29 protein-coding genes and 1 tRNA gene are annotated in these 25,037 nt (G+C 35.5%); 13 read left to right on the top strand and 17 right to left on the bottom strand.

Annotated elements, in window-relative coordinates; genetic code table 11:
- Positions 1–68: 68 nt before the first annotated feature.
- From SULAR_RS04160 to folD, 6 genes are all read right to left on the bottom strand, one after another.
- Entirely contained in the window at positions 69–1,169 is a 1,101-nt protein-coding gene (locus SULAR_RS04160) for a metallophosphoesterase (RefSeq protein WP_008243314.1), read from the bottom strand.
- 127 nt (positions 1,170–1,296) lie between these two features.
- Complete coding sequence (locus SULAR_RS04155; protein WP_008243312.1) at positions 1,297–1,839, bottom strand: adenine phosphoribosyltransferase; 543 nt, start codon at positions 1,837–1,839, stop codon at positions 1,297–1,299.
- A gap of 81 nt (positions 1,840–1,920) precedes the next feature.
- Entirely contained in the window at positions 1,921–2,499 is a 579-nt protein-coding gene (locus tag SULAR_RS04150) for a hypothetical protein (RefSeq protein ID WP_008243307.1), read from the bottom strand.
- Between the two features lie 383 nt (positions 2,500–2,882).
- Positions 2,883–3,341: a ribose 5-phosphate isomerase B gene (gene rpiB, locus SULAR_RS04145; RefSeq protein ID WP_008243305.1), complete on the bottom strand. Its 459-nt coding sequence runs from the start codon at positions 3,339–3,341 to the stop codon at positions 2,883–2,885.
- Between the two features lie 11 nt (positions 3,342–3,352).
- Entirely contained in the window at positions 3,353–4,324 is a 972-nt protein-coding gene (lepB, locus tag SULAR_RS04140; RefSeq protein WP_008243303.1) for a signal peptidase I, read from the bottom strand.
- Entirely contained in the window at positions 4,324–5,169 is an 846-nt protein-coding gene (gene folD / locus SULAR_RS04135) for a bifunctional methylenetetrahydrofolate dehydrogenase/methenyltetrahydrofolate cyclohydrolase FolD (protein ID WP_008243294.1), read from the bottom strand. The genes lepB and folD overlap by 1 nt, the downstream gene beginning before the upstream one ends.
- A gap of 89 nt (positions 5,170–5,258) precedes the next feature.
- On the opposite strand from folD, the gene SULAR_RS04130 reads away from it, so the two are divergent.
- Together SULAR_RS04130 and SULAR_RS04125 are read left to right on the top strand one after the other, a co-directional pair.
- On the top strand, positions 5,259–5,624 hold the full coding sequence (locus SULAR_RS04130) for a cytochrome c (RefSeq protein ID WP_051002494.1): 366 nt from the start codon (positions 5,259–5,261) through the stop codon (positions 5,622–5,624).
- 37 nt (positions 5,625–5,661) lie between these two features.
- Positions 5,662–7,065 (top strand): DUF4139 domain-containing protein, encoded by a 1,404-nt coding sequence (locus SULAR_RS04125; RefSeq protein WP_008243292.1) that lies wholly within the window; start codon positions 5,662–5,664, stop codon positions 7,063–7,065.
- 52 nt (positions 7,066–7,117) lie between these two features.
- Here the strand turns inward: SULAR_RS04125 and SULAR_RS04120 are convergent, their stop codons facing one another.
- The 5 genes from SULAR_RS04120 to SULAR_RS04100 all read right to left on the bottom strand — a co-directional run bounded on the left by SULAR_RS04120 (position 7,118) and on the right by SULAR_RS04100 (position 11,376).
- Complete coding sequence (locus SULAR_RS04120) at positions 7,118–7,336, bottom strand: cold-shock protein (RefSeq protein ID WP_008243291.1); 219 nt, start codon at positions 7,334–7,336, stop codon at positions 7,118–7,120.
- Positions 7,337–7,604: 268 nt separating this feature from the next.
- Positions 7,605–8,081 (bottom strand): hypothetical protein, encoded by a 477-nt coding sequence (locus SULAR_RS04115; protein ID WP_008243290.1) that lies wholly within the window; start codon positions 8,079–8,081, stop codon positions 7,605–7,607.
- Positions 8,082–8,245: 164 nt separating this feature from the next.
- On the bottom strand, positions 8,246–8,905 hold the full coding sequence (locus tag SULAR_RS04110; protein WP_008243288.1) for a DUF502 domain-containing protein: 660 nt from the start codon (positions 8,903–8,905) through the stop codon (positions 8,246–8,248).
- On the bottom strand, positions 8,902–10,800 hold the full coding sequence (locus tag SULAR_RS04105; protein ID WP_008243286.1) for an NAD(+) synthase: 1,899 nt from the start codon (positions 10,798–10,800) through the stop codon (positions 8,902–8,904). The genes SULAR_RS04110 and SULAR_RS04105 overlap by 4 nt, the downstream gene beginning before the upstream one ends.
- Before the next feature lie 54 nt (positions 10,801–10,854).
- Positions 10,855–11,376, bottom strand: a complete 522-nt coding sequence (locus SULAR_RS04100) for a peptidylprolyl isomerase (RefSeq protein WP_008243284.1) — start codon at positions 11,374–11,376, stop codon at positions 10,855–10,857.
- 68 nt (positions 11,377–11,444) lie between these two features.
- Between SULAR_RS04100 and pyrF the strand changes: the two genes are divergently transcribed.
- Positions 11,445–12,137, top strand: coding sequence for an orotidine-5'-phosphate decarboxylase (gene pyrF / locus SULAR_RS04095; protein WP_008243282.1), 693 nt, complete (start codon positions 11,445–11,447; stop codon positions 12,135–12,137).
- Here the strand turns inward: pyrF and SULAR_RS11410 are convergent.
- Complete coding sequence (locus SULAR_RS11410) at positions 12,127–12,249, bottom strand: hypothetical protein (RefSeq protein ID WP_255344707.1); 123 nt, start codon at positions 12,247–12,249, stop codon at positions 12,127–12,129. The two genes, pyrF and SULAR_RS11410, sit on opposite strands and share 11 nt — an antisense overlap.
- 155 nt (positions 12,250–12,404) lie before the next feature.
- Between SULAR_RS11410 and SULAR_RS04090 the strand changes: the two genes are divergently transcribed.
- Positions 12,405–12,495, top strand: a tRNA-Ser gene (locus SULAR_RS04090).
- A 42-nt stretch (positions 12,496–12,537) separates the two neighbouring features.
- On the opposite strand, the gene SULAR_RS04085 is transcribed toward SULAR_RS04090, so the two are convergent.
- The 5 genes from SULAR_RS04085 to SULAR_RS10895 all read right to left on the bottom strand — a co-directional run bounded on the left by SULAR_RS04085 (position 12,538) and on the right by SULAR_RS10895 (position 16,762).
- A complete protein-coding gene (locus SULAR_RS04085) occupies positions 12,538–13,623 on the bottom strand; it encodes a tyrosine-type recombinase/integrase (RefSeq protein ID WP_008243281.1) in 1,086 nt (361 codons plus the stop codon).
- A complete protein-coding gene (locus tag SULAR_RS04080; protein ID WP_008243280.1) occupies positions 13,623–13,856 on the bottom strand; it encodes a hypothetical protein in 234 nt (77 codons plus the stop codon). The genes SULAR_RS04085 and SULAR_RS04080 overlap by 1 nt, the downstream gene beginning before the upstream one ends.
- A 211-nt stretch (positions 13,857–14,067) precedes the next feature.
- Complete coding sequence (locus SULAR_RS04075; protein WP_008243273.1) at positions 14,068–15,024, bottom strand: HNH endonuclease; 957 nt, start codon at positions 15,022–15,024, stop codon at positions 14,068–14,070.
- Between the two features lie 3 nt (positions 15,025–15,027).
- Positions 15,028–15,606 carry a bifunctional 2-polyprenyl-6-hydroxyphenol methylase/3-demethylubiquinol 3-O-methyltransferase UbiG gene (locus SULAR_RS04070; RefSeq protein ID WP_238536357.1) on the bottom strand — a complete coding sequence of 193 codons (579 nt, stop codon included), beginning with the start codon at positions 15,604–15,606 and terminating at the stop codon, positions 15,028–15,030.
- A 262-nt stretch (positions 15,607–15,868) separates the two neighbouring features.
- A complete protein-coding gene (locus tag SULAR_RS10895) occupies positions 15,869–16,762 on the bottom strand; it encodes a GIY-YIG nuclease family protein (protein WP_008243269.1) in 894 nt (297 codons plus the stop codon).
- Positions 16,763–16,893: 131 nt separating this feature from the next.
- Between SULAR_RS10895 and SULAR_RS04060 the strand changes: the two genes are divergently transcribed.
- From SULAR_RS04060 to SULAR_RS04020, 9 genes are all read left to right on the top strand, one after another.
- On the top strand, positions 16,894–17,082 hold the full coding sequence (locus SULAR_RS04060; protein ID WP_008243267.1) for a hypothetical protein: 189 nt from the start codon (positions 16,894–16,896) through the stop codon (positions 17,080–17,082).
- A 780-nt stretch (positions 17,083–17,862) separates the two neighbouring features.
- Positions 17,863–18,186, top strand: a complete 324-nt coding sequence (locus tag SULAR_RS04055) for a hypothetical protein (RefSeq protein ID WP_008243265.1) — start codon at positions 17,863–17,865, stop codon at positions 18,184–18,186.
- Between the two features lies 1 nt (position 18,187).
- Positions 18,188–18,607: a type II toxin-antitoxin system VapC family toxin gene (locus SULAR_RS04050; RefSeq protein ID WP_008243263.1), complete on the top strand. Its 420-nt coding sequence runs from the start codon at positions 18,188–18,190 to the stop codon at positions 18,605–18,607.
- A gap of 692 nt (positions 18,608–19,299) precedes the next feature.
- Positions 19,300–19,971 carry a two component transcriptional regulator gene (locus tag SULAR_RS04045; RefSeq protein WP_008243261.1) on the top strand — a complete coding sequence of 224 codons (672 nt, stop codon included), beginning with the start codon at positions 19,300–19,302 and terminating at the stop codon, positions 19,969–19,971.
- Positions 19,968–21,443 carry an AAA family ATPase gene (locus tag SULAR_RS04040; protein WP_008243259.1) on the top strand — a complete coding sequence of 492 codons (1,476 nt, stop codon included), beginning with the start codon at positions 19,968–19,970 and terminating at the stop codon, positions 21,441–21,443. Before SULAR_RS04045 ends, SULAR_RS04040 begins: the two co-directional genes overlap by 4 nt.
- A 6-nt stretch (positions 21,444–21,449) precedes the next feature.
- Complete coding sequence (locus tag SULAR_RS04035; protein ID WP_008243257.1) at positions 21,450–22,790, top strand: hypothetical protein; 1,341 nt, start codon at positions 21,450–21,452, stop codon at positions 22,788–22,790.
- Between the two features lie 135 nt (positions 22,791–22,925).
- Positions 22,926–23,342, top strand: coding sequence for a very short patch repair endonuclease (locus SULAR_RS04030; protein ID WP_008243256.1), 417 nt, complete (start codon positions 22,926–22,928; stop codon positions 23,340–23,342).
- 215 nt (positions 23,343–23,557) lie between these two features.
- On the top strand, positions 23,558–23,806 hold the full coding sequence (locus tag SULAR_RS04025) for a hypothetical protein (protein ID WP_008243254.1): 249 nt from the start codon (positions 23,558–23,560) through the stop codon (positions 23,804–23,806).
- Complete coding sequence (locus tag SULAR_RS04020; protein ID WP_008243245.1) at positions 23,806–25,035, top strand: DNA cytosine methyltransferase; 1,230 nt, start codon at positions 23,806–23,808, stop codon at positions 25,033–25,035. The genes SULAR_RS04025 and SULAR_RS04020 overlap by 1 nt, the downstream gene beginning before the upstream one ends.
- The last annotated feature ends 2 nt before the right edge of the window (positions 25,036–25,037 follow it).

Raw genomic sequence — 25,037 nt, 5'->3', positions numbered from 1 at the left:
AATTGGGCAGATTATATCGTATGGGAGGTTATAAATTGCCTTATGGTGAGCAGATGAGACGAGTCAGATCAAACAATGTAGGCGATCTCGGCTTGTGAATCCAGTCTCATAGGCGGTCCCCAAAACCCGATACCGCTATTGACATACAGGTGGCTGCCATTGGAAAGTCTATGCAGTCCTTTGATATAGGGCTGCTGCAGTCTGACCAAATGCCCGAAAGGCCAGATCTGTCCACCGTGTGTATGCCCGCTGAGAATGAGATCAGGTCTATAGTTTCCAAGCTCTTCTATATATTTGGGTTGGTGGGCCAGAAGTATGGTCTTATAGGTGTCATCGCACCCTTTAAAGGCTTTATCTATATCCGGTTCGAGCAGGTTCATACGATAGCCTATAAGGTCTGTTACACCTACGACATTGAGCTTTAATGCATCTATCTTTTCATTCTCATTGAGCAACAGTGTGATCTTTGTGCTTTTGATAAACTCAATGATCTCCAGGGGATTGTGAAAAAACTCATGATTACCAAAAATATAGTAGATACCGTGTTTAGCACGGATATTGTCAAGTTCTCTGATACTCTCTTTTATCTCTTCCAGCGCAGTATCGACAAGATCGCCGGTTATAAAGACGATGTCCGGTTTGAGCGCATTGATCTTAGAGACAGAGGCTTTAACAAAATCTCTGTCGATCAGGCCTCCTATATGAAAATCACTGATCTGAATGATAGAAAAATCAAAATGATCAAACTCCACTACATTGACGACGGGCTCCTTCATCCCCTCATAGGCACCGGCACTGACATAAGAGGTAGAGAGTGCGATCAACGCAGCATCACCACTGTTCTTAATGAAGTTTCTTTTCGAAATGTCGACACTTCTGAGTGTTTTATGAAACAGGTTAAGCACTTCATGAACAATAAGATATAAAAGAAGCACAAAAGAGATACCGATGGAGAGAGAGAAGAGATAATAAAAAGGCGTGTTGATAAGATCTGTATAACGGCCTAAGACATAGAGTATATTGAAAATAAAGTTCAGGCCTAACAGGAGGGTCAACTTCTTTTTTACTGCTTCAGGTACCAAGAACTTTTTGATGACCCTGGAGTAAAAAAGGTAATGTATTGAGAAAAAAAGTAGAAGAAAAATTGAAAAAAATATATAGACTCTCATCATAACACCTTGTTAATATCTTTACATTATACTCTATATTGCTTGTTTATTGGTGAGGGAGTATTATCATCTGATGAAAGTATAAATTTTGTTCATAGTGTGCTTATGTAGGAACACGCCATAGCTCTTAATCTATCTCTAAAACAGAATAGACAGGGGCATCGAATCCTTGACGTCCATTGAGGAAAGCAAGCTCCATGATGAAACATGCCTCCACACAATTTGCACCCACTTTATCTATGAGGTTAGCAGCAGCTTTAGCTGTTCCGCCTGTGGCGATAAGATCATCTATGAGAAGTACCTTTGGATTTTCTTTTTCTCCAAATGCATCGATGTGGATCTCTACTTCGTCAAATCCATACTCAAGACTGTATTTCTCAGCCACAGTGGTATAGGGTAGTTTTCCTTTCTTTCGTACAGGTACAAAGCCAACTCCCAGTCTATCAGCCAAAATGGAACCAAAGATAAATCCTCTTGCATCGATGCCTGCAACATAGTCCAAGTCATAACTTTCATAACGGTTTGCAAGGTGCGTCATCAAAGTATTAAAAGCATCTGGCGTAGAGAGCAGGGTAGTAATATCTTTAAAGATGATACCTGGCTTTGGAAAGTCTGGGATGTCTCTAATACTGTCCAGAATGATTTTTTTATCTTCGGAGGTGAGTGTCATGTTATTTCCTTGAGATGAAACTGTTTTTTTGGATTAATTGTAGCATAGTTGCTTGAAGGTTGTATCGAATGTAGTACAGACCTATTTGTAGATATTTTCGATGAAATTGATCGTTCTCATTTTTTCAAATGCTTTTTTCTCAATGTTCTTTACCTTATCCTCATCCATATTGCCACCTATCGTATAGGCTGTATCTTTATAGAATCTTTTGAGTATGATGGTTTTCAAGATCACATAGATCTCCATAGGCTCAATATATGAGAAGATCTCATTCCATGTAAGTTCATCTTTGATCCTTGCCTGTAGAGCCCTTTCTATCTTTATTGCCCCATCACTGAAAATAGCAGAGATGATATGTATATTTTCAAAGACGATCTTTGGAGAGTAGAGTTCCATTTCTGACCTGAAATCAATTGTATACATGGTTCTACTCATAGTCCTCTCTCTAAGTCTTCGAGAAACATTTCTCAACTCTCTTTTAACTTTTTGTCTTCTTTCCCAAAGAGCGTCTACTACGTCGTTTGCTTCTTTAAGTGCCCATAATGCAAGATCATGTTCTCTATCCAGATCCTCTAGTTTCTCTCCTAGTTCTTTATACAAAATCTTATCTTTTTCTTGTTTTACATAATCGATTTCCGCGTCGTCCATCCAATTTGTCATTGTTGTTACCCTTTTCCCTCATTGATAATGTATAACATATTTGATCCATGATCACAGAGGTTGTCTTAGATGAATTTTTCTATATCTTATATGACAACTCTGAACATATATCTTCCCAATCTTTGTACATACTATATAGTATATGATAAAATGTCTTGCTATTGCAAGAAGTATCATTAAGTATTGACTGTTTTACTGTTTTTTGTGGAATAAATATACATTTATTATAATTTCTTATCTCATCTATATATGAGAAAAAGTGTGATCTTGAAAATCTACAATGGTTTAGTAAATCTATAGAGACTTCAATGGTCTATATGTATGTTAAGTAAGAGAGGAATAAGGATAGGGCAGTGTGCCCTTTGGATGCTATGTAGTAAATACTAACCTAAGTCGGAACCGAAAGCACAAACACTTTCTATCTTTGCGACACGTCCGGTATGTCTACCGCCTTCAAATTCTGTGCTAGCAAATGTTTCTATCATATCTTCTATCACACCTTTACCTACGACACGTTCACCAAAGCAAAGGATATTTGCATCATTGTGCTGTCTTGTGAGTTTTGCCGTATAGGTATCATGGCAAAGTGCTGCACGTATACCAGGTACTTTGTTCGCAGCGATAGAGATACCGATCCCGGTACCACAAATAAGAATACCAAAACTGCCCTTGTCAGCAAGTACGGCATCTGCACACTTTTTTGCGAAATCGGGGTAGTCCACTCTGTCTGCAGAGTCCGGGCCAAGATCAATGATCTCATGTCCTAGTGATCTCACAAAGTCTTTAACGTAGGCTTTAAGCGCATATCCTGCATGGTCTGTTGCAATGTAAAATTTTTTCACGTCTTTCCCCTTTACTCTATAGGTTGTTCTGTTTGTATCGTTTCTATACGTCTTCCTACACGTCCCCAGCGGACCGTAAATCGTTGTTTGTTCCAGAGCTCTTCACACGCTTTACTATCAATCGCTATTTCACCGCATAGACGTTTAAGTCTTGCATTGTCCTTCCCGCTGCCATATTCATCACCATGGAGTACACTCTCATAAGAACGGTGTTCTAAACTCATATAGTTCAGCCAAGGCTTTCCTACGATAAGCTTATAAGGAACGGCACCCCAGAAACGGCTGTCATTTGAGTTGTCACGGTTATCACCGATCATATAGAAGTGGTCCTCATCTACTTTTACATAGAGTGCATTGACACCTTTTCCTGTGATCTCATAGGTAGGTGTATCAAGACCATCTACATAGACAGGTACCATATCGATCTCTTTATTGTATGCATAGTACTTTAGAAGAGACTCAAAGATATTTTCCCCTTCAGGTGCATACTGTATACCTGGATATTTTGACATATAAGGATTTTCTACCCAAAGCTTACCTCGAAGCGAAACCAGTTTATCTGAAGGATAATTTGCTTTCATATATGCTTCACCTTCATGAAAGTGAATAAGCAGTTTTTCATTGGCATAGAGTATTTCATCTCCGCCTACAGCGACACAACGCTTGACATAGTGTATTTTATGGTTTTTTGGATAGCGGAAAATAACGATATCTTCTCTTTGCGGTCTAGGACCTTCTATAAGATGTCCATTCCCGTTAAAATCCGGTAAAAGAGGGATCTCTAACCATGGCAAGTGAGGGGTAGGGATTCCATAGGAAAACTTCTTGGCAAATAAAAAGTCACCTATCAGTTGTGTTCTTTTCATCGAACCTGATGGAATGACAAAAGATTGTGCCACAAAGAAGATGAGAAAAAGTACGATGATGATCGTTCCGGTCCATGAACTGGCAAAACGGCCCGAAGCCTGTATAAAACCTTTCATTATGCTCTGGCTTTCGCTGACTTCAGTGTATTGCTCAAAAGCATTGCTATGGTCATAGGACCCACTCCGCCTGGTACAGGAGTAATGTAAGAACATTTTGGACTTACATTTTTAAAGTCTACATCACCTACGAGTGAACCGTCTTCTATACGGTTGATACCGATATCTATGACGATAGCACCTTCTTTCACCATATCTTCTTTGATAAGCCCAGGAACACCTACACCTACAACAATGATATCTGCTTTGCTTGTATGTGCTTTCAGGTCCTTGGTATGGATGTGGGTAATGGTCACTGTGGCTTCTGCATTAAGAAGAAGGGAAGCCATAGGTTTACCGACGATGTTACTTGCACCTACCACACATACATCTTTACCTCTGAGGTCAATCTCGTACTCTTCAAACATTTTCATCACACCAAGCGGCGTACATGCCACAAAACTGTCAAGTCCTGTGACCAAACGTCCAACATTATAGGCATGGAAACCATCCACATCTTTTTTCGGATCTATGACTTCAAGTATCTTGTCCGTATCGATCTGTTTAGGTAAGGGAAGCTGCACCAATATACCATCTATACGCGGGTTGTTGTTCATCATCTCTATGGTTGCTATGATCTCATCTTGACTGATCGTATCAGGCATGTTATGTGTGATAGAGTAAAATCCTACATTCTCACACGCTTTTGCTTTCATTTTAACATAGGCATGACTGGCAGGATCATCACCTACGAGGATGACTGCAAGTCCTGGAACGATATTTTTTTCTTGTTTGAGTTTTGCGACTTCAGTAGCGACTGTAGTTTGCACTTTTTTGGCTAAGGATTTACCATCGATGAGTTGCATAGAGTGCCCTTATATTTTTTATTGTATTATATCAAAAATACTTTAGGCAACAGAGTTTTGGCCGGTTTGGAGTGAACGTTGATACTATCATGAGACTATTATTGATATTACTGCCTTTAATGTTATGGGGAGAAGAAGATTTTATTTCACACTATGAGTATGGTGAAATGCTTTATGCGAATCCCAGAGGCGTAAGCTGTGCACAATGTCATGGAGAAAGCGGTGAAGGCCAAATCATTGTTGAATACCGGGATATACATGGAAAACAGGCTTTAAAAGGTTCAGATATACGTAGAGACTCACTCGATGACATGATCAAAGCAGTGAATACCTATCATAAAGTCATGCCCCGTTATTATTTGACCAATGAAGAGGTCAAAGCGATCTATGATTATCTGCAGAAAAAAAATCAGGCATACCTGTCACAATTCACAGAGAGTAACAGTACAGAATAATTGGTTATAATCATTCTTATACTCGAAAGGATGATCGATGAAATTCACTACTTCTCTTGCCATACTACTTTTAAGTGGAAGCATGAGCTATGCTTCTTCTCTTGCTGTCTATCAGGACAATACTTTTTACACATTTACACCAAAAAACAATTTTCTAGGCTTTTCTAAAGGTCTAAAAACAAGGTGTGGGGGAAGCACACTCCCACTGGCGATAACGACCAGTTGTCCTTCGGATGATAGATTATGTCAGGTTATGACGGATTTAAAAAATGTAGAGCAAAAGCTGCAAGCTGTGCAGCACAACAGTAAGTTTTTAAAACAACTTGCATCATTGCCACAACCAGCAACTGTAGATGCCAATTTATTGATCGAGTCTGCAAAAGAACTTGGCAACGCACAGGCAAGACTTTTAGAAGAAGAGAAGGGCTTGCATCAAGAAGTAGAAATGAAAGAAAGTGCATTTGATAAACAGGCACCCAGCAGACGTGCAATAGAGACTGTGAAGAATTGCGATCAAGAGCTTGATCTTACCCTTCCTTACGGGTATGTCTCTTTTTCTACAGCCTATGAAGCCGATATAGAAGATGAAAAAGAAGTAGAGGTGACACAATACCTCTCTATCACTAACAGAAGCGGTATCGATATTGAAGCAGATAGCGCTATGTTCTATTATCGTGATGCCCATCAAACGGTCTACCCAACACACTTTTATCCATGGGTGGTCAGAAAGTATGAACCAATGCCACTCGTAGCTAAAAGGGCTAAGGAAAAAAGAGAACAAATGGATATGCTGATGATGGCAGAACAAAGTGCTGCACCTTCAGTCTCTTATGAAGATGCCAGAGAGTATAAGATAGACAAACTCGTGTTGCCTTCAACCGGTGTACCTTTGGAGGTAAAAGTAGTGAGCTGGAAAGCACCACTTTCATGTGAAATCCGTGCCTACCCTTATACCAATACACAAGCATTTCATGTCTGTTCTTTTGAACCAAAATATCAAATAGAGCATAATCAATGGAAAGTAATGTTTTCTCAGGAGTTGATCAACGAAAAGGCACAAGGAGAGTATAGGGAAGGGAGATACGACCTTTACACCAAAGTAGAAGAAGATATTAACATAGTACGCAAGCCCATTGTGAATAAGGAACGTGAAACAGGTATATTTGGCGGTACTGTACGTAAGAAGGATGGGTATGGGATTTCGATCACAAACAAATCTGACAAGGTAAAAACACTTACGCTTATAGAACGCATACCTACATCTACAACAGAAGAGATCACATCAAAACTTTTAAGTATTAACTCTAAGAAAAAAGTTGACTACAACATACTTAAAGAGGGACAGATAGAAATAAAACTTACGTTAGCACCCCATGAAATGAAAAAAATAGAAGTACTGTTTGAATTATCGTACGATAAAGATCTGAAAGTGAAGTATTAAGAGGGAAAAATAAAGAGGAATAAGTTGCAGGCACAAAGCCTGCAAGACACTACTAGAGTGCAGTTACGTTCTCAGCTTGTGGCCCTTTTTGACCTTCACCGATTTCAAATGTTACCGCTTGACCTTCGTTCAATGTTACACGACCACCATTTTCGTTGTTCACTTGACGAAAATGTACGAATACATCGTCTCCACCATTTTCTTGTTGAATAAATCCGTAACCTTTTTCATCATTGAACCATTTAACAGTTCCGTTTACTAATGTTGCCATTTTTTGTACCTTTGGGTAATAATTTTCACTTATAATTAAGCGGAATCAAAATCAGAGAGAAGTCTTTCGGGGTCTAGCAATAACACTTAACACGCGAAAGATGAACTCGAACCTCATCTTTCTTCAACTATATTGTAGCCTCTTTTTTCAGTTATAAGCTTAGTTAAAATTAAGATATTTATTTTAAATATATTTTATGGTATCTACCGTCATATTATTCGGTATAAAGGGACTTTCAGCCGTATTGATATCTATTATTTTTAGAAAGTTATATAATTTCTGTTAATTTTAAAATCATATGATTAAGTTCTTTGGCTGCTTTTTCGGCTGCTTTTTGGGCTTCTGCTTTAGCATCACTGTAAATATACAGGAGCTCTTTTTGTTTCTCTTCCCAAAAATCTTCACTCTCCATCTTTGCAAGATGTACTCTTAGTGCTACAATATCCAGCTCCTCTTGTGCATTATTTGAAATCTTATCACTAAACTCAAGTGTAGCCTCTTGAATCTTTTCAACACGATCGCGAGCCTCCATGATCCCTAAATGTCCTTGGAGTTCTGCTTGGTCTTCAAAGTGTTCATACGTTTCTTTTAGTTTGTCTTCAAGCGTGGATAGATGTTTTTTCAGATCGATCCAAAATGCATTGACCTCTTCTGTAAAGTCATCGCTTTTCGTTTCTATCTTCTTTTCAATTTTCTCTAAGGACTTCTTAGAATCTTCTATGATCTTTTTAAACTCTTTTTCCATTTTTGATCCTTTCAGTAGACTATTAGAGTTATTATAGCATTTTTGAAGGCTGATATTTCAAGAAAAATATCATTGTGATCTGCAGTATATAGACCCTATACAGGTCTCTTTCTTGTTTACATACTGTTTATTCTAATGAAAGATCATTATCAGATAGAGATCATTTACCCTTCATTGTTTTTGATCCACTCACAAAGCGGGGTGAATTCATCTATGCTTTTGGGTTCAATCCTTAGAATTTCGGTAAAACTTTTCACCCCCATAGAGAGCAGGTATTGCAGGTTGTTATCAAATGTAGCATTCTCTATGACATAGATCTTGTCTTTATGGATCTCAAACATAAATCCACCGTTTGGTATGGGTGACATGGAGAGTGTAATGGTGTAGTGGTCTTTGATGATACTCTCTTTTTGTGAATACATCAGTCCTATATTGTACCCTTCATTTCCAAAACCTTTGATCGCTACGACCAATACTTGATTTTTACCTTTTTTGGAAGAGTTGAAAATACCTACGAGTTCCCTGATCGTAGTGTATCCGGGTATTTTGGAAAATAGGTATTCAAAGAGGTTTGCAAGTTTTGTCCGTGCAAGATGTCCGAGAATATAAAGTATAATTAAAAAGACAACAACAGCCAGAGCTTCCCATAAAAAGAGATACTTTTCAGGCATGAATCCGATAAGTCTGAACATACTACCCAATACATTTTCTATATTGGTATAGAGCCATGAAATGATAATGATCGTAGCAACGATCGGTAAAAGCCAGAACAGCCCCTGGATCATCGTGTTGATGAAGTGTTTTATCGTATTGTTGGATCTCATTTCTCTAACTCCTCTAACCAGATCTCTACATCTGCATCACTGGCCATCTTCCAATCTGCCCTGGGGCTTAAAGATATCGTACCTACTTTGGGCCCATCTGGCATACATGAACGTTTGAACTGCTGGGTAAAGAAACGTTTTAAGAAGAGTTTGAGCCATTTTGTAATGGTCTTTTCATCATATTTCCCCTCAAAGGCCAAACCGGCCAGGAAACGTATCTTCCTTGGTCTGGCACCATACTTGATGAAATGGTACAGAAAGAAATCATGCAGTGCATAAGGACCAACGATACTTTCTGTCTCCTGGACGATCTCATCCTCTTTATGCGGAAGCAGTTCAGGGCTTATAGGTGTATTCAGGATATCGTCTATGACGTCAGCTATGCTCTCATCATATTTAAAATACTCGATCACATACTGTATGAGTGTCTTTGGGATACCCGAATTGATCGCATACATACTCATGTGGTCACCATTGTAGGTAGACCAGCCTAAAGCCACTTCGCTAAGGTCACCTGTACCGATGACAAGCCCACCCTCTTTGTTGGCCATGTTCATCAGTATGGAGGTTCTTGCGCGTGCCTGCACATTCTCATAGGTCACAGAGTGTTCGTTGACGTTATGCTCTATGGCTTCAAATTCTTTGTGAGAGATATCGGTGATATCTATCGTTCTTAGTGTAACGCCCAGGGCTTCACAAAGTTTGACCGCATTGGATTTGGTACGGCTTGTGGTACCAAAGCCAGGCATGGTCACTGCGATGATATTGGTATGGTCCCATCCCATGATCTCAAATGCTCTGTGCGTGGAGAGTAGGGCAAGTGTAGAGTCAAGTCCCCCAGAGATGCCTATGACTGCTTTTGTGATATGTGCATGGCTCATACGCTTAATGAGGCCATGGGCTTGGATCTGCACGATCTCGTCGCAACGGTGCTTTTTCTCTTCAAAAAGTGAAGGTACGAATGGCATTGGGTTGATCTTGCGATCTAGTGTAGTGATCTCTGGCAGGTTATCCACTTTGATGATCCGTGTTTTTTTACGTCTGCCATCAGAGTAGCTCGATTCATTGAGTCTGAGCCATCGTAAACGTTCCAGGTCTACATCCGCTGTGATGAGAGTGCTCTCTAGGCTAAAACGCTCATTTTGAGCCAAGGTAGAACCATATTCAGAGATGATGGCATGCCCTCCAAAAACAGTATCAGTGGTAGATTCACCTACGCCTGCAGAAGTATAGACATAGGCAGCCATACAACGACCACTCTGTGTACGTACCAGTTCTTCGCGGTATTCGGCTTTACCTATGAGTTCATTACTTGCCGAAAGGTTAAAGAGGAGGTTTGCACCATTGTTTGCCATATGGTTGCTAGGAGGGGTCACAGCCCAAAGGTCTTCACATAGCTCCACACCAAAGGTCATCTCTTTTGAATCACTGAAAAGAAGGTCCACCCCGAAAGGTATCTCCTCTCCGTACAGCTCTGTGGTGGTTCTGGTGATATCTCTGCCTGTGATAAATTGACGTTTTTCATAGAACTCTTTTTTGTTCGGCAGATAGCTTTTAGGTACGATACCCAGGATCTTTCCGTTTTGCAGTACAGCGGCACAATTGTAGAGCCTGTCTGCTTCAAGCAGTGCTAAGCCGATGATGGCAATGGTATGTATATCTGATGTTTGTTGTAAGATATATGCGAGTTTCTCATTTTGGGAGGCAATGAGTGTTTGATTAAGGAAAAGGTCACTGGCAGTGTATCCTGTAAGCGTCAGCTCCGGAAATACAACGACACTAACCTCTTTAGCGTGTGCATCTTGGATAAGTGTGATGATCTCTTCGGCATTTTTTGCAGGATTTCCTACGATGGTCTTATTCACAGCCGATGCAACTCTATAATATCCAAACATACAGTTCCTTTTAGAATATCCCCGGACAAAAGTCCAAGGATGATAAACAGTTAATTACGCTCTTGACTCAAGCACTTCAATACTGATGATGTCATCATTTTGTTGAATCTGGTCTAGAACCATGAAACTCTCAGTATCATCTTCATCGATCGCACCAAATACAGTGTGAACACCGTCAAGGTGTGGTGTCGCAACGAATGTGATGAAGAATTGGCTTCCACCTGTGTTTGGTCCTGCATGCGCCATAGAGAGTACTCCTCTTCTGTGCGGGTGTGTACTTGTGTCAGTCTCACAGTCTATCTGCCACCCTGGACCACCTGTACCAGCCATAGCCGGATTATCTTTAGAGTGTGGGCAACCACCTTGTGCCATAAATCCAGGGATCACTCTGTGGAATTTGAGGCCATTATAGAACCCTGTTTCTGCAAGGTGAGCAAAGTTTGCAACTGTGTTAGGTGCATCGTCTTTAAAGAGCTTAGCCCAGATCACACCTTTAGAAGTCGTGAATTTAGCGTAGTTGTATGTATCCATTACAGATTGAACGATATCGTATCTTTTTGTTTCTTTTCCAAACATGTGTGTTTAGTCCTTATATATTAAAATTTTGATATTATTATACCACTAAAAGATAAGAGGTTTAAACCATGGAACTATGTGTAGCACTTGATCTGCCGTCAGCTGAAGAGAATCTGGCTCTAGCCGAGTCACTCAAATCATACAATGTTTGGATGAAAGTAGGATTCCGTGCCTACATCCGTGACGGAAAACCTTTTATAGAAGCCCTCAAAGCGATCAACACTGATTTCAAGATATTTTTAGACCTCAAACTTTACGATATCCCCAACACTATGGCTGATGCAGCAGAAGAGATAGCCAAGATAGGTGTAGATATGTTCAACATCCATGCATCAGCAGGGGCTGTAGCGATGAGAACAGTGATGGAGAGACTGGCTCCTTATGAAAACCGTCCGTTAGTACTAGCTGTAACGGCTCTGACCTCTTTTGATGAAGCAAACTTTCAGAGTATCTACGAGAAAAGCATAGACGAAAAAGCTGAACAGTTCGCAAAAATGAGTTATGAAAACGGTTTGGACGGTGTGGTATGTTCAACCTTTGAGAGCAGGGCGATCAAAAATGCAACCTCTGAGACATTCTTGACCCTCTGCCCTGGTATAAGACCTTTTGGAGAAGATGCAGGAGATCAACAGCGTGTGGCAACACTCGATCTAGCAAATAAAGAGGGAGTAGACTACCCTGTAGTAGGAAGACCTATCTACAAAGACAGTGACCCTCAAAGCAAAGTAGAAGAGATACTGAAAGTAATCACTACTTTTTGATCTCTTTTTTTGATTTGGTCATATGGACAGCATTGTCCATACCCTTCATCATAAAATAGGCACCTGCAGCAAACATTGCCAGTACTAGAAGGGGCGTAAGTTTTTTTAACATTTCGAACCTTGTTTGGTAATTCTATGATGTAATGATAATCAGTTTTTTTGTGATTTTCCTAAAATATAATTGATCGATGTGAAAAAATATAAATTTAAAAAATTTTAAGCTTCTATTTAAGCCAATGCTATTATAATCTCATCCACAAAACACAAGGACAGTTGGGTGAGTTGGCTGAAACCACATCCCTGCTAAGGATGCGTATTCGTAAGGGTACCGAGGGTTCGAATCCCTCACTGTCCGCCACTTTAATCCCCTAAAACACGAACTTTCAGACTAACCAATCATTTACTCTGCCAAAACTCTGCCAATTTTAGACAGATCAGGTTTTATTCTACCCGTATAATGTTCACGGTTCACGCCATCTTCTACATGACCCAACTGGTCCAATATCCAATCTAGCGGTAGCCCGTATTGTTTAAGCAGGGTATTGCAGGATCTTCTTACCGTCTGCATCGTTCCGGCTTTGATACCACATTCATTACAAAGTTTTTTGAGACGATCACTGATCACATTAGGTGTCGTATATCCTTTACCATGCTGCGAGATAAAGACATAGTCATTTTTGAGGCCAGTAAGAAGTCTTTGTCTTTTGAGTGCTTTTCTAGCTTGAGGGAGCATGTCAATGATCCTGACCCTCTTTGATTTTGTGACATCCTCAACGCCTCTACGTATACGTGTATCTACTTTAATCGTATTTGAATCAAAATCAATGTCATTCCAGCGAAGAGCTATGAGTTCACTAGGTCTAAGCCCTGCAAAGAAATTGAACATCAGAACATTTTTTAGCTGTCCCGTACTTTTTTCGATCAAAAGCATTATCTCATCTTGATTGAATATATGTATCTCTTTATGAACCTTCTTAGGTATCCTGACGAATTTCACAGGATTTTTTCTTATGAGTTCGTCATAATCGGCCATTTCCATGATGCGATTGAGGGTAGACCTGTAGTTTCGTATCGTCTTAGGTGCAAAACCAGACTCATTTTGCCATTTTGCTACATCAAATGCTTTTATATCAGAGATTTTCATATCTCCAAAAGTTTCACATAACTTGTTGAATCTGTATATCTCTTCATTTTGTGTAAATTCATTTCGGTTATTTTTGGTAATCTCTAGAATCTGTAAACCATACTCTTTGAAAGTTATAGACTCATTTGATGCAGAACCAAATTTTTGCTCGTATAATTTAAAGAACTCGTCATCTGCATGACGTTCATACCAAGACAATAGACGATTACCTGCTTTCTTACCAGTTGTAAGTCTATGCCGTTTACCATCTACGGTGCCATCTAAAATGATGATATCGTAGTTATTTACTGTTACTTTTGCCAACGTTGTTTTCCTTTCGTTGGCTGTTGGCATACTATTCATTATACTACCTTTCTCTTTATAAAATGAATTACAGAAATATGGATATACCAATTCTTGCCACGCTTTTCAAACTTTTCAGGAGGCAGATTGTTATAGCACCATTTTCGAAGCCCATCAATTGTCTGATATCCACATTCATTGGCGTACTGTTTTGATATAGGTATCCATTCAGGCAATGCTTGATGGATGGATAGTATTTCATCAAGCTTGTCATTTATTACATCAAATATCATGCTGGATCCTTTTATTTTGATATTGAAGCATTCTAGCATACAGGGGGGTGTAAAAATTGGGTAAAACTTTTCAGCAGAGAAAGAAAAGTGTTTTTATAGACAAATGGGGGACATTATAGAAGTGCTTATACAAGTACAATTCTACTACTCGATTACCCATATATAAGTCTTCAGGTATATGAAGTAGATTTCAAGTCTCAGTAATTCACCACTAGATAGCACTTTTGCATTCCAGCTTTTCTTCGTTGATTATTTTAAAACCCGCTTTGAAACAGTTCTCATAGTATTCATTGATGTCACGATTCCATTTAAGCAATCCATGGTTTTCATTTCTTGTGGTTATTTTTTGAATATATTGTTTTGGAGGTAAAGCATCACTTTTAATAAGATTGCAGTTTGAACAAGCCTGTACCAGATTCCATATCTCATCTTCATAGATATATGACCAGGGTATAAAATGGTCTATATGTATGGTTTTATTGTCAAAAGATTCTCCGCAATAAAAACATTTGTTATCCATTTCCAAGAGAATTTTCCTAAATTTGTTTAGTGAATTTCTTTTGGGATCTTTCATAAGTTCTATTTTAGATATGAGTCTTGGCGTAAAGTTCGTTTTTTCAAGAAACTTTGCCCACTCTAAAATCAAAATCTTAGTTAACGTTTCATATTCTTCTTTAAAAAAAGAGAGCGCTTTGTAATTTAATATAATATGCCTTTTTTCAGTTTGGGGTGGCATAAATTTTCGTTCACTTTCAGAGATTTGATGAAAATGCATATAAAAAGGGTTTTCTCCATCAGATTGAAATCTGGGAATCACATCCTTAAAACATTGTTTTTCTATATCAGATATGAGTTTTTTTTGTATATCTTTTTTATCTTGAAAGTATTTCTCATAAGTTTCAGGGATATATTCCGTACCACAATATTTCTGTATTAGCCGAATCACTACGGGCATTTTATCTTTATTAAAATCTTGTTTGAATTTATATTTACATTCCTGGAACCAGTAGTACTCTAAAAATTTTGTAGCAATCTCATTATAACTGATAGTGCAATCGGAAATAATTTTTTTACTTCGGGAGTAATCCAGAAGAAATTTTGCTAAAGCAAATTTGTATGTGTTGCTGTTAGACCCCTTGGCTACGTATTTGATAAATGCATGCTCCATAGATTATTCTTCTTTTTTGACAACACAGGTAAGCCAAACGATTCCATCTCTATTGAGTCCATCTCCGGTAATTTTTGAATATTTGAACCGCATACCATACTTTTCACAATAACTGATCCATTCACTCTCAGGCATAGTGGTGAAATGTCTCCCCATTTTATCTTTTCCTTGATTATCAATGTCATCTCTTTGAATTGATACGGAGAAGAGAAAGTTAGCACCTTTTTTAATGATTGTAGAAATTTTATAAATAGTAGATTCAATCTCATTTTTTTGTAGATGCATTAAAGTTGCTATGGAGTAAACGCCGTCAAAAGAAGAAGGTTCAAATGAAAGGTCCTCAGGAATCTGCATTAAACAAAGTGAATTGCTTATTTCAGGGTGGCATTGTTTTGCTGTTTCGATCATTTCTTTGGATCCATCTGTGGCAAGAATGTCAAATTTATTTTTTACCATGAAGGAAGCATCTCTCCCTGATCCACACCCAATTTCCAACAAATGAGATCTATTTGGAAAGATATCCAGTAGTAAAGAATGCAAATGGTCAACATTTGCAGATTCATATCTGTCTGATAAATGCATTGCATTTTTATCATAATAGGATAGTGTATTATATGTCATTTAAACCCAGTCAATAGTTTAAATCATTCTAATGGAAATATAATTAAAGAATGTTGACTCAGGGTAAAATGAAAAAGATTCTTTAAATTAATATTCCCTGTGTATAGTCTTCCTTAATATTTTGCTTCATAAATGACGGAACAACAATATATTATGTAGTCATTTGTAAGTGTCACTGTATTACTAATAATTACTGCAGCAGAATATGCTTATGAAATCAAGTTTATTTGTTTTTGTGAGCTCCAAGTTCACCACCCGGTGAGAGATTATAGTGAGGTTTCTCTCTTTCAATATATTCCTTTTCCAACGTTCCTAAAAAAATAGGCGTGACATTGGTAAATTCCTCCAGTACTTTCACCTTGAAATGTTCAATACCATGAAAAGCCATAGAATTATGAAGATAACTGGACTTCCCTTTATGACCTTTTTGCATTCTTCTTGTTTCATCCGCATGAGCTTTTAACCTTTTTTGTGATGTCATGGTTGTATACCCGATATAGAATTTGTTATTTTTTGTATTTGTGATTTTATATATACACCCATAATCACGAGGAATATTTTGTGTCCGACGGTTTCTAAGTTGCCTTATTTTATTTTTTCTCTTAATGATTTTTACCATTTTATTCTTATTGCATACTTCGCAACCAGCATAACGATCTTCTGCTTTGAGTGCACGTACCAACCGTTTAAAAGGCTTTGTATTACACTGGTTGCATTTAACCGTAATTATTGAATTTTCATTCTTATATTCTATTTCCAAATAAGGATAGGCATATCTTCCTTTATGCCTATTGAACATGCGAACCTTAAACTCTTTAATTCTATGTTTGATATTTTTGTTCCATCTGGTTTCTTGTACAGTTTGTTTGGGTACATAGCAATGTGGACAGGTACCCTTTTGATTATCACTTTTATTAGTATGTACAAACGGATAAACTTTAAAAGGAGGGTTATCACACATATTACACTTTATATGTACAGGGGTCCTATTATTTTTATATTCATTATGAACTGCAGAATAATCATACCGATTGCTTCCATGTTTCTTTTTCCCAAGATAAATAAAATTATCTATACGTTTTTGTAGTGTCCTTTTATCTCTTGACTCAAATTTCATGTTTACTCCTGAATGATTTATGGATATTTAATATTCATATAGATAATAATTACATACAAATACTTATCAATGGGTTAAATTTATCTATTTGTGTAATAATTATCCATAAATTTACATATAAAGATTAAAAAATGATAAAAAAAGAAATGATTGAAAACTTTGGTGTGACCAGAAAAACACTTAACAACTGGCAAAATGATAAAAATTCACAGCGATATATTCTTTATCGGACACTTGAAGCACTTCCTCTTGAATATGTCGAGAATATAAAAAAACTGATTCAAGAGGAGAAAGAGAATTATAAGTTATTGGAAAAATAAAATTTTTTAGCTAACAGACAATTTTTTATTTAACACGATGATCAACCCCAGTATTTATATAACTAAAAGTAATACTTTAAAGAATCGAGTTACTAGGTATTGGTATTATTTGAGTTTAATCATTATGTATACAAATAAAATTGTACTAAAATATTGAACACCATGTTCAAAATTTTAGTATTTTTCTCAAAAACAAGCTTTGCGGTGTATTGGGCATTTAAATTTTAAATATCTGAGGAAATGACTTTTTTTTGAGGGATATAAAAAAATGATTTTTGTACCAACGTATTGGTACAAAGTGAAAAAATATTCCAAAATAAGAAATGATACTCGATGTGTAGTCGATGTGTAGTCGATGTGTAGTCGAATGATACTCGAGTATCATTTCTTCGTAATTAAATATGCTTTTTTTGCAACCAAGGTTTTGATTTTTTTTGTTTTAGTATCAATATTACCATTTTTGATACTCGATGTGTAGTCGAATGATACTCGAATGATACTCGAATGATACTCGAATGATACTCGAATGATACTCGATGTGTAATTGGAAGTAAAATCACAATAGGACATTATTACATTTTGTTATAATTAAAAAATGAGTTTGAAAAAAGATATAATCAAAATTTCAACAGTCAAAAGGTGTTAGCAGAATAATTTTATGTCTATGAAAGTGTTGACATTCCATACTGATATATAAAGGTTATTTCTATTTGTGAAAAAAATAGAGTATTATTACATTAATAAACTATGAAAATTTATTTGAATAGAGAGGGTATTAAGTTGGAAAAAGCATTTTGGTTGTCATATGATTTAGGGGTAAAAGGAGATTATACGGGTCTTTATGAGTGGCTAGATAATGTCGGTGCTAAAGAGTGTGGAGATAATCTGGCTTTTTTTCTATATGAAATCAATAAGGATGATGATATAAGAAAAAAGATAAAAGAAGACATCCAAAGTAAAGTGAATATTGAAAAGCGTGATAGAATATATTTAGTTTATAGAGAACCAGATGGAACACGTGTAAGAGGAACTTTTATTTTTGGTAGACGTAAAGCTTCCCCTTGGGAAGGTTTTGGTGATAAAACAGTTGAAATAGACGGATAAGATGCCACTGAATATTGTTGTAGATAGTGGTTTTTGGTTCGCATTATTTGATGAAAGAGACTCATATCACGAAGAAGCCTTAGAACTTGTTACTTATATTGAAGATTTTAATGTTTTAATACCATGGCCAACTCTTTATGAAACATTAAACACTCGTTTAGTAAAGAGACCAGAACGGCGAGAAGCTTTTAAAAGATTTTTTGAAGGCTCAAATGTAACGAAAATAGATGATACTCCATATCGAGATGATTCTATTATTGTTGTATTAAATCCTCTAATGGGACAAGAATATAGTTCAGTAGATTATATTATTAGACAAATACTAGAAGATACGGATATAAAGACTGATGCACTAATAACATTTAACGCTAGGGATTTTGAAGATATTTGTTATCAAAAAGGAATAGAGCTTTTACCATAATAGTCATTTTAAAAATAGTTACATTTATTCAAACAATATATTAAAATCCTTTTATACCTCCAGAATAAAAGTCTCTGAAGCCTTGATTACTTACATACCCTCTAAAATAATTAGACTTTCTTATCCCTACTTGAGTTTTACTTTTTTACCATATAAAGACAGCATATCCAAGAGCATCCAATACTTCATCAAAAAGCTTAACTGTACTTCTGTAGATTGATCATTATTATCAAGTTTACATGAGTAAGATTCCGGTCCCTTATTTAGATTTACACTGCCTATATTCACATTAAGCTTTTTACTCTTAAAATAATCAACCTCTGCAAGTACATCTTTTTTGCAGGCTAGAATTTTCTGTATCTTTCAATGGTTATCGTTTGTATCTTGTCTGGATTTGCTGAGTCAGCATAAATGATATTGTCCATTTTGATTTTTTTACTTTTCATAAGCTGATGAGGTCAGTTACAAGGCTTTGACTTATTCAAATATTCACACGATTAAATGAAAATAAAAACCTTTGCATATTTCATTTTTTGTTCTAAAATTACTATTTTGATTATTTATTATGTTAGAACTAATATCCGCTAATATCATATGTAATATATTGAGGATATTTTAGATGTTATTGTAAGTATGTAACTAAATAAGTTTAATTCGTTAGAATACACCTTAAAATTATTTTAAGGTATCAAATGGAACAATTTATAGTAAAAGCAGATAGAAAAATGTCCAATTGTACTCAATACAAGAGTGATCCATATATAGAACTGAAGAATGTAGAAAACTTTAAAGACATATGGCCACAACTTAATTTTGGTATTATTAAGACAATTAATAATAAAAAACCAAATAGAGAATCAGGATCGGATAAGTTTGAATTTACACTTATTGATACCTATACCGACAAAGAGTATACTGCCAATATTTCAAAAGTTTCAAATGGTATTAGATTTAGAATCAGTGCTTTTTCGGAGTATATGGATTTGTTACCCAGTCAATTTATTGTTATTACTATGCATAAAGAAGCTTCAAATTGTAATATTGGTATCAGAGCAGGTGGATTTTATAAATATCTTTTAAAAAAAGTACAAAAAAGTAAAACCGCAAAAAAAACTAAAGATCAGACTGAAAACAAATACTATATTGAAGAAGAAGAATGTTCTAAAATGACATTGTCAAGTAATGTATCAGAATATCTACTACAGTTTGGTATTGTTCAAAGTGGTAGAACGGTCCCGAAAGGAAAAGAGAACTTTGAGTATCAAATGTATGAATTTGAGGGATGTACAAAAGACTATATTGGTGTACCTTTCAATACCATATTAGATGTTGATTGTTTTGATGACTTTGAGGAAGTACTATGAGTATTTGGATCTGTAAAAACAATAATACAGTAAATGTAAAAAAAGAAGTCGAAGATTTACTGTCTTCAGTAGGGAAAATTGAATATAAAGATATTATTTATGTGTATAGTGATGATTATAGTCACGGCGGATTGCGTCTCAAATATAAATATATTGTTGGTTTGAATTTAAAACTGAAAAGAGAAGAAGAATTAAATAATGAGGTGGACCTACCATATACTATTCTATATAACACTAGATCTTCTAAAAATTTAATTAAGCTAGATGAAAAAGCAATCAAGTTTATAATTGACGAAACGAATATACATGAAACTCCTCCTGTAGAAATCATTTCTGAAGATAATGGTAAATCAGATACGAACTTTGAATATAAAAATATATTACTCAAAGGAGTTCCCGGAACAGGAAAGTCCCATCTGATAGATAAAACACTTATAAATAAAGAACTGAAATTAAGTACCAATGATGAAAATGTTTTGAGAATAAATGTACATTCCGCTTCAAGCAATGCAGACCTTATGCAGGGAATTGGAATTAATACAACTACATCACATGATATTGAGTATAAAGAAAAGCAGGGGCTTATTCTTGATCATATTTATGAAGCTATACTTCATCCCAAACAGGCATTTGTACTTGTGCTTGAAGAGATTCAGGAAAACAGTCTGAATGAATTGATAGGAGATCTTATTTATTTGATTGAGCCTTCAAAAAGAACAAACATAGCAAAATATGTATTGGAAGGGAAAGATTTAAAGGATGTAAAAGAAGAGTATAAAGATATAAAAACTTTAGATAATTTAATTACTAAAATAGTTTCAACTCCTTTTACTAAAAGTGGTGGAGAAGCTGAGTTTGCACACTTTGTGGAAATTCCGAGTCTTGTATCAACTGATATTAAAAAAAGAAAAATGATCTTTCCGGATAATTTATATGTTTTTTGTACTTCAAATTTCAGAGAAGACAAGAAAGTTATTGAGGACAACTTATTGAGAAGGTTTGACACAATTGAAATTTACCCTAACTATAATGACGATATCTATGAAGAACCCAAAGTTGCAAAGTTTTTGTCATCATTAAACAGCAAAATCTTAAGTAAAATGAAGGATGATGAAGTTCATCCTGACAGATTTGTTATAGGACACGCAATCTGGAGAAAAGTAAAAGACAAAAAAACTTTTTACAAAGCCTTACTCAAAGTAGTTGTTGAGTTTAAGGATGTCAAAGAGTTGGAGTATGATGATTATCTAAAAGAAATACTATCCAAAATCACCGATTATCCTTTTGGTATTACTAAAGATGAAATAAAAAAAGAATCATACAAAGATCTTATCGAATATTTACAAAATAAAAGTTACGATTTTTTACCAGAGAATAGTACTGTAGAGACAGAAGAAACTGATGCTAATACAGAAGAAGAGAAATCCATTACTACTCCGGAAAATATTGATGAAACTAATTCTAATACGTAGAATAAGATGATTTATACAAAGACACTTTTCTTTAATGAAAATGAAAATCTCCTAGATTATTTTTATGATAATAAAATTGCTTTGTCTGATATTTCTAGAAAAAATATAAAAGAGATTGTCAAGAAATCAAATAACAATTTAATCGGATATTATCAGTTTAAAGAAAAAAGCTATTACTACAAAATCTATGTACTTCCTAAAATCTATAAAAAGTCTGATGATGAAACAAATAAAAGCTATTTTTTTTCATTTGTAAAAAACTACTATGAATTAAAAAAAGATAATCCTAAGATAAATCCAAAAGTTATAAATTCAAATATTGTTGATATGGCTTTGGAAAACAATTCACCACTTGAACATGTCAATAATATGGATGATTTGATAGAACTTAAATATCTTGATGCGTTAAAAACAATTAGAAGCTTTTTTAAGAAACATAATAAAAATACGTCCAAACTAGTTTCATATACCTCACAGTCAGTTAAACATAAAATTAATCTTGGAAAAAATATAAGAGAACTGGATAAGTCGAAAATACACCAGGACAAATATGTATCTGTTTTATATTCGAAGTTGGCATTTATATCAATCAGTTCATTGGAATACTTTTTAAAGAATAGAGTACCCTCAGGTATCCCTGAAAATAAAGAAACAAGAAAATTTGCGAGTTTGACTAAACATATTATCCTTAATAAGTTTGTGTCCGATAAGAGCTTTTCTTTTAAAACGAAAGATATAACAAAAGAGAAAATAAGTGGACTGTTCAAAAAAGACAATAAATATCGTAAGCTCTATAATGCATTACTCACATTATTGGGAGTCGAGTATTATTCCAGTGGTGACAACAAAAAAGAAGTAACAAAAGTCAGTCATATGACATCACTTTATTTTGCGCCGGACCGCCTGTATGAATGGTATGTTTATCAACAGATCATGACACCCGACAATCCTTATTTTAATATAAATAACTGCACTATAAAATTTGATAAAATTAATTCAGCAACAAGTTCAAAATATACAATTTCAAGTGAAAAAGTTTACATATCCGAGCGTACATCCAATCCTGATTATATACTTGAATATGATGATAAATTAATTATTATAGATGCAAAATGGAAAATTTTTGAAAATGACAGTGATGAGTCACACGGTTTGAAAATAGAGGATGTAATAAAGCTTCAGCGTGATGTTGAAATAAGAAAAAACCCGGATATTTCTAAAGAGATCCATGCAGTTCTGATATTTCCAAAAGTTTTAGAGAGTTACAAAAATAAGGAATTTAAAATGCATTACCCTTCTAACAATGATGTTTTCAACTTTGAAGTTATTGAAGTGCCTTATCTATAGTAACAACAATATTATCCTAATTTTTCAGCCTTTCCTTATTAAATCAATATTGGCCAGAATTTTGCATAAATTCTTATAAAAACTTCAAAATGTACTAATTTTTCAGTAATCATGTTTTTATGTTAAAATTAGCTGATGAAAAGAAAGAAACAACCAATAGGCCGTTCTGAAAATATGCGTCGTATTAAATCCAAAGATACGTCTATTGAAATTCTCTTGAGGAAAGAACTTTGGAAAAGAGGATTGCGATATCAAAAAAATGCAAAAGATGTTTGTGGGAAACCAGATATAGTCTTTAAAGGGAAAAAACTGGCAGTATTCGCAGACTCTGAGTTTTGGCATGGAAAGTATCTGCTTGAAGAAAAATATATCCCAAAAACGAATACCGAATTCTGGGTCAAAAAGATCACAAGAAATATTGAACGGGACAAAAAAGTAAATGAAGAACTAAAAGATAAGGGATGGATTGTTTTGCGTTTCTGGGAAGCAGATATCCGAAAAAATTTATTAGATTGTGCAGATAAAATCGAAGCTGTATTTTACAGTCTTTAGTTTTAATAGGTTATTATTCTCACCAGTATGACAATTTGACATATTTTTAACAGGACAAAAATTATCAGTATATAATTGGTAACATTGATGTCATTAGTATTTGGAAAAGAAATTATTTACATTAAATGTGTATAATAAATACATTTAAATGTATATTTAATTTAATATAATGTATTATAAATACATTTTAATGTAATTATGGATATAATCTATTTATGGAATTAAAAGATATTTTAAAACAGATTCATCGTACCATTGAAGTTAAAAACAGCAGGGACTATAAATATCAGGATATGGCAGACTATATAGGGGTCAATCCAAGAACCTATGGAGAATATCTAAGAGGAGGAATTGCTCCTCTTGCCATGAAAACCCTGCTCGATATGCTGTCAAATCTGGATGATGCTGATATTGTACATATAGTAAGACTATGGGAAGAAACACAAAAGGAAGGTGAAAAGTAATGACTATTTCATACAGTGGAACATCTGAAGAAAACAAAAAGTCTTCAAATGAAAAACCTTTGACATTCATTGATCTGTTCGCCGGGGCAGGAGGATTTGCGGAAGGGTTTTACCAGGAAGGGTATAAGGCACTTTCCCATATAGAATTTGACAAATATGCCTGTGATACACTGAGACACAGAATGAAGCATTACGGATATGATGAGGAAGACATAAAACATGGTGTTTTGTGTGAGGATATTACATCCAAAGACATTATTGAAAAAATGGACAAGTCTGTAAAGGGTAATGACGTAGATATAATTATCGGTGGTCCACCATGCCAATCATTTTCGTCACAGGGAAAAGCAAGAGATCCACACTCCATGAAGTGTGATCCCAGAAATTATCTCTATGAGAGTTATCTGAAGATTCTAAATCACTACCGCCCCAAATTTTTTGTTTTTGAAAATGTGACAGGACTGTTGTCAACAGAGATAAACGGCAAAAAAATTATAGAAACCATTATGAAGGATATGAAGAAAAACTACAATATAGTCGAAGAGAAATCAGAGATTGTTTTAAATTCTTCGGATTTCGGTATACCTCAGGAAAGAAAGAGAGTTATTATCATTGGGGTGAGAAAGGATATAGACATTCATCCAAAAGCAATATATGAAGATCTGGCAGAAATATCGAAAAATGAACCAAAAGTGACAGTTCAGGATGCGTTGGCCGATCTGCCCAAACTAAAAGCAGGACAGGGTGAAGACTGTATTGATTTTATCCCTGAAAAAACGAATGAATATCTAAAAAAGATCCGGTCAGAGAATTACGAAAAACTACATCACCATGTTGCCAGAACTCATAATGATCTGGACAAGAAGAGATATAAACTAATGAGTAAGAACAACTGGACACTGGGTGAACTGTATGATAAAAAACCAGAGTTGAAACACCCTAAAAAAAGACTTTTCAACAACAGTTATGTTGTTCAGCGATTTGATATGCCATCAAAAACCATTATTGCACATTTATATAAGGACGGCAACCAGTTTATACATCCTGATCATACGCAGGAAAGAACATTTACCCCTAGAGAAGCTGCACGATGCCAGTCTTTTCCGGATGACTTTGTCTTCCCGTGTTCCAAAACTCAGCAGTACAAACAGATAGGGAATGCTGTACCTCCACTGTTGGCAAAGACCATTGCAAGTGTACTAAAAAAATATTTGACACAATTGGATTAAAC

The sequence above is a fragment of the Sulfurovum sp. AR genome (assembly GCF_000296775.1).
Classification (GTDB): Bacteria; Campylobacterota; Campylobacteria; order Campylobacterales; family Sulfurovaceae; genus Sulfurovum; species Sulfurovum xiamenensis.
The sequence above is the reverse complement of the archived record's forward strand: the minus strand, read 5'-3'. Positions and strand labels throughout refer to the sequence as shown.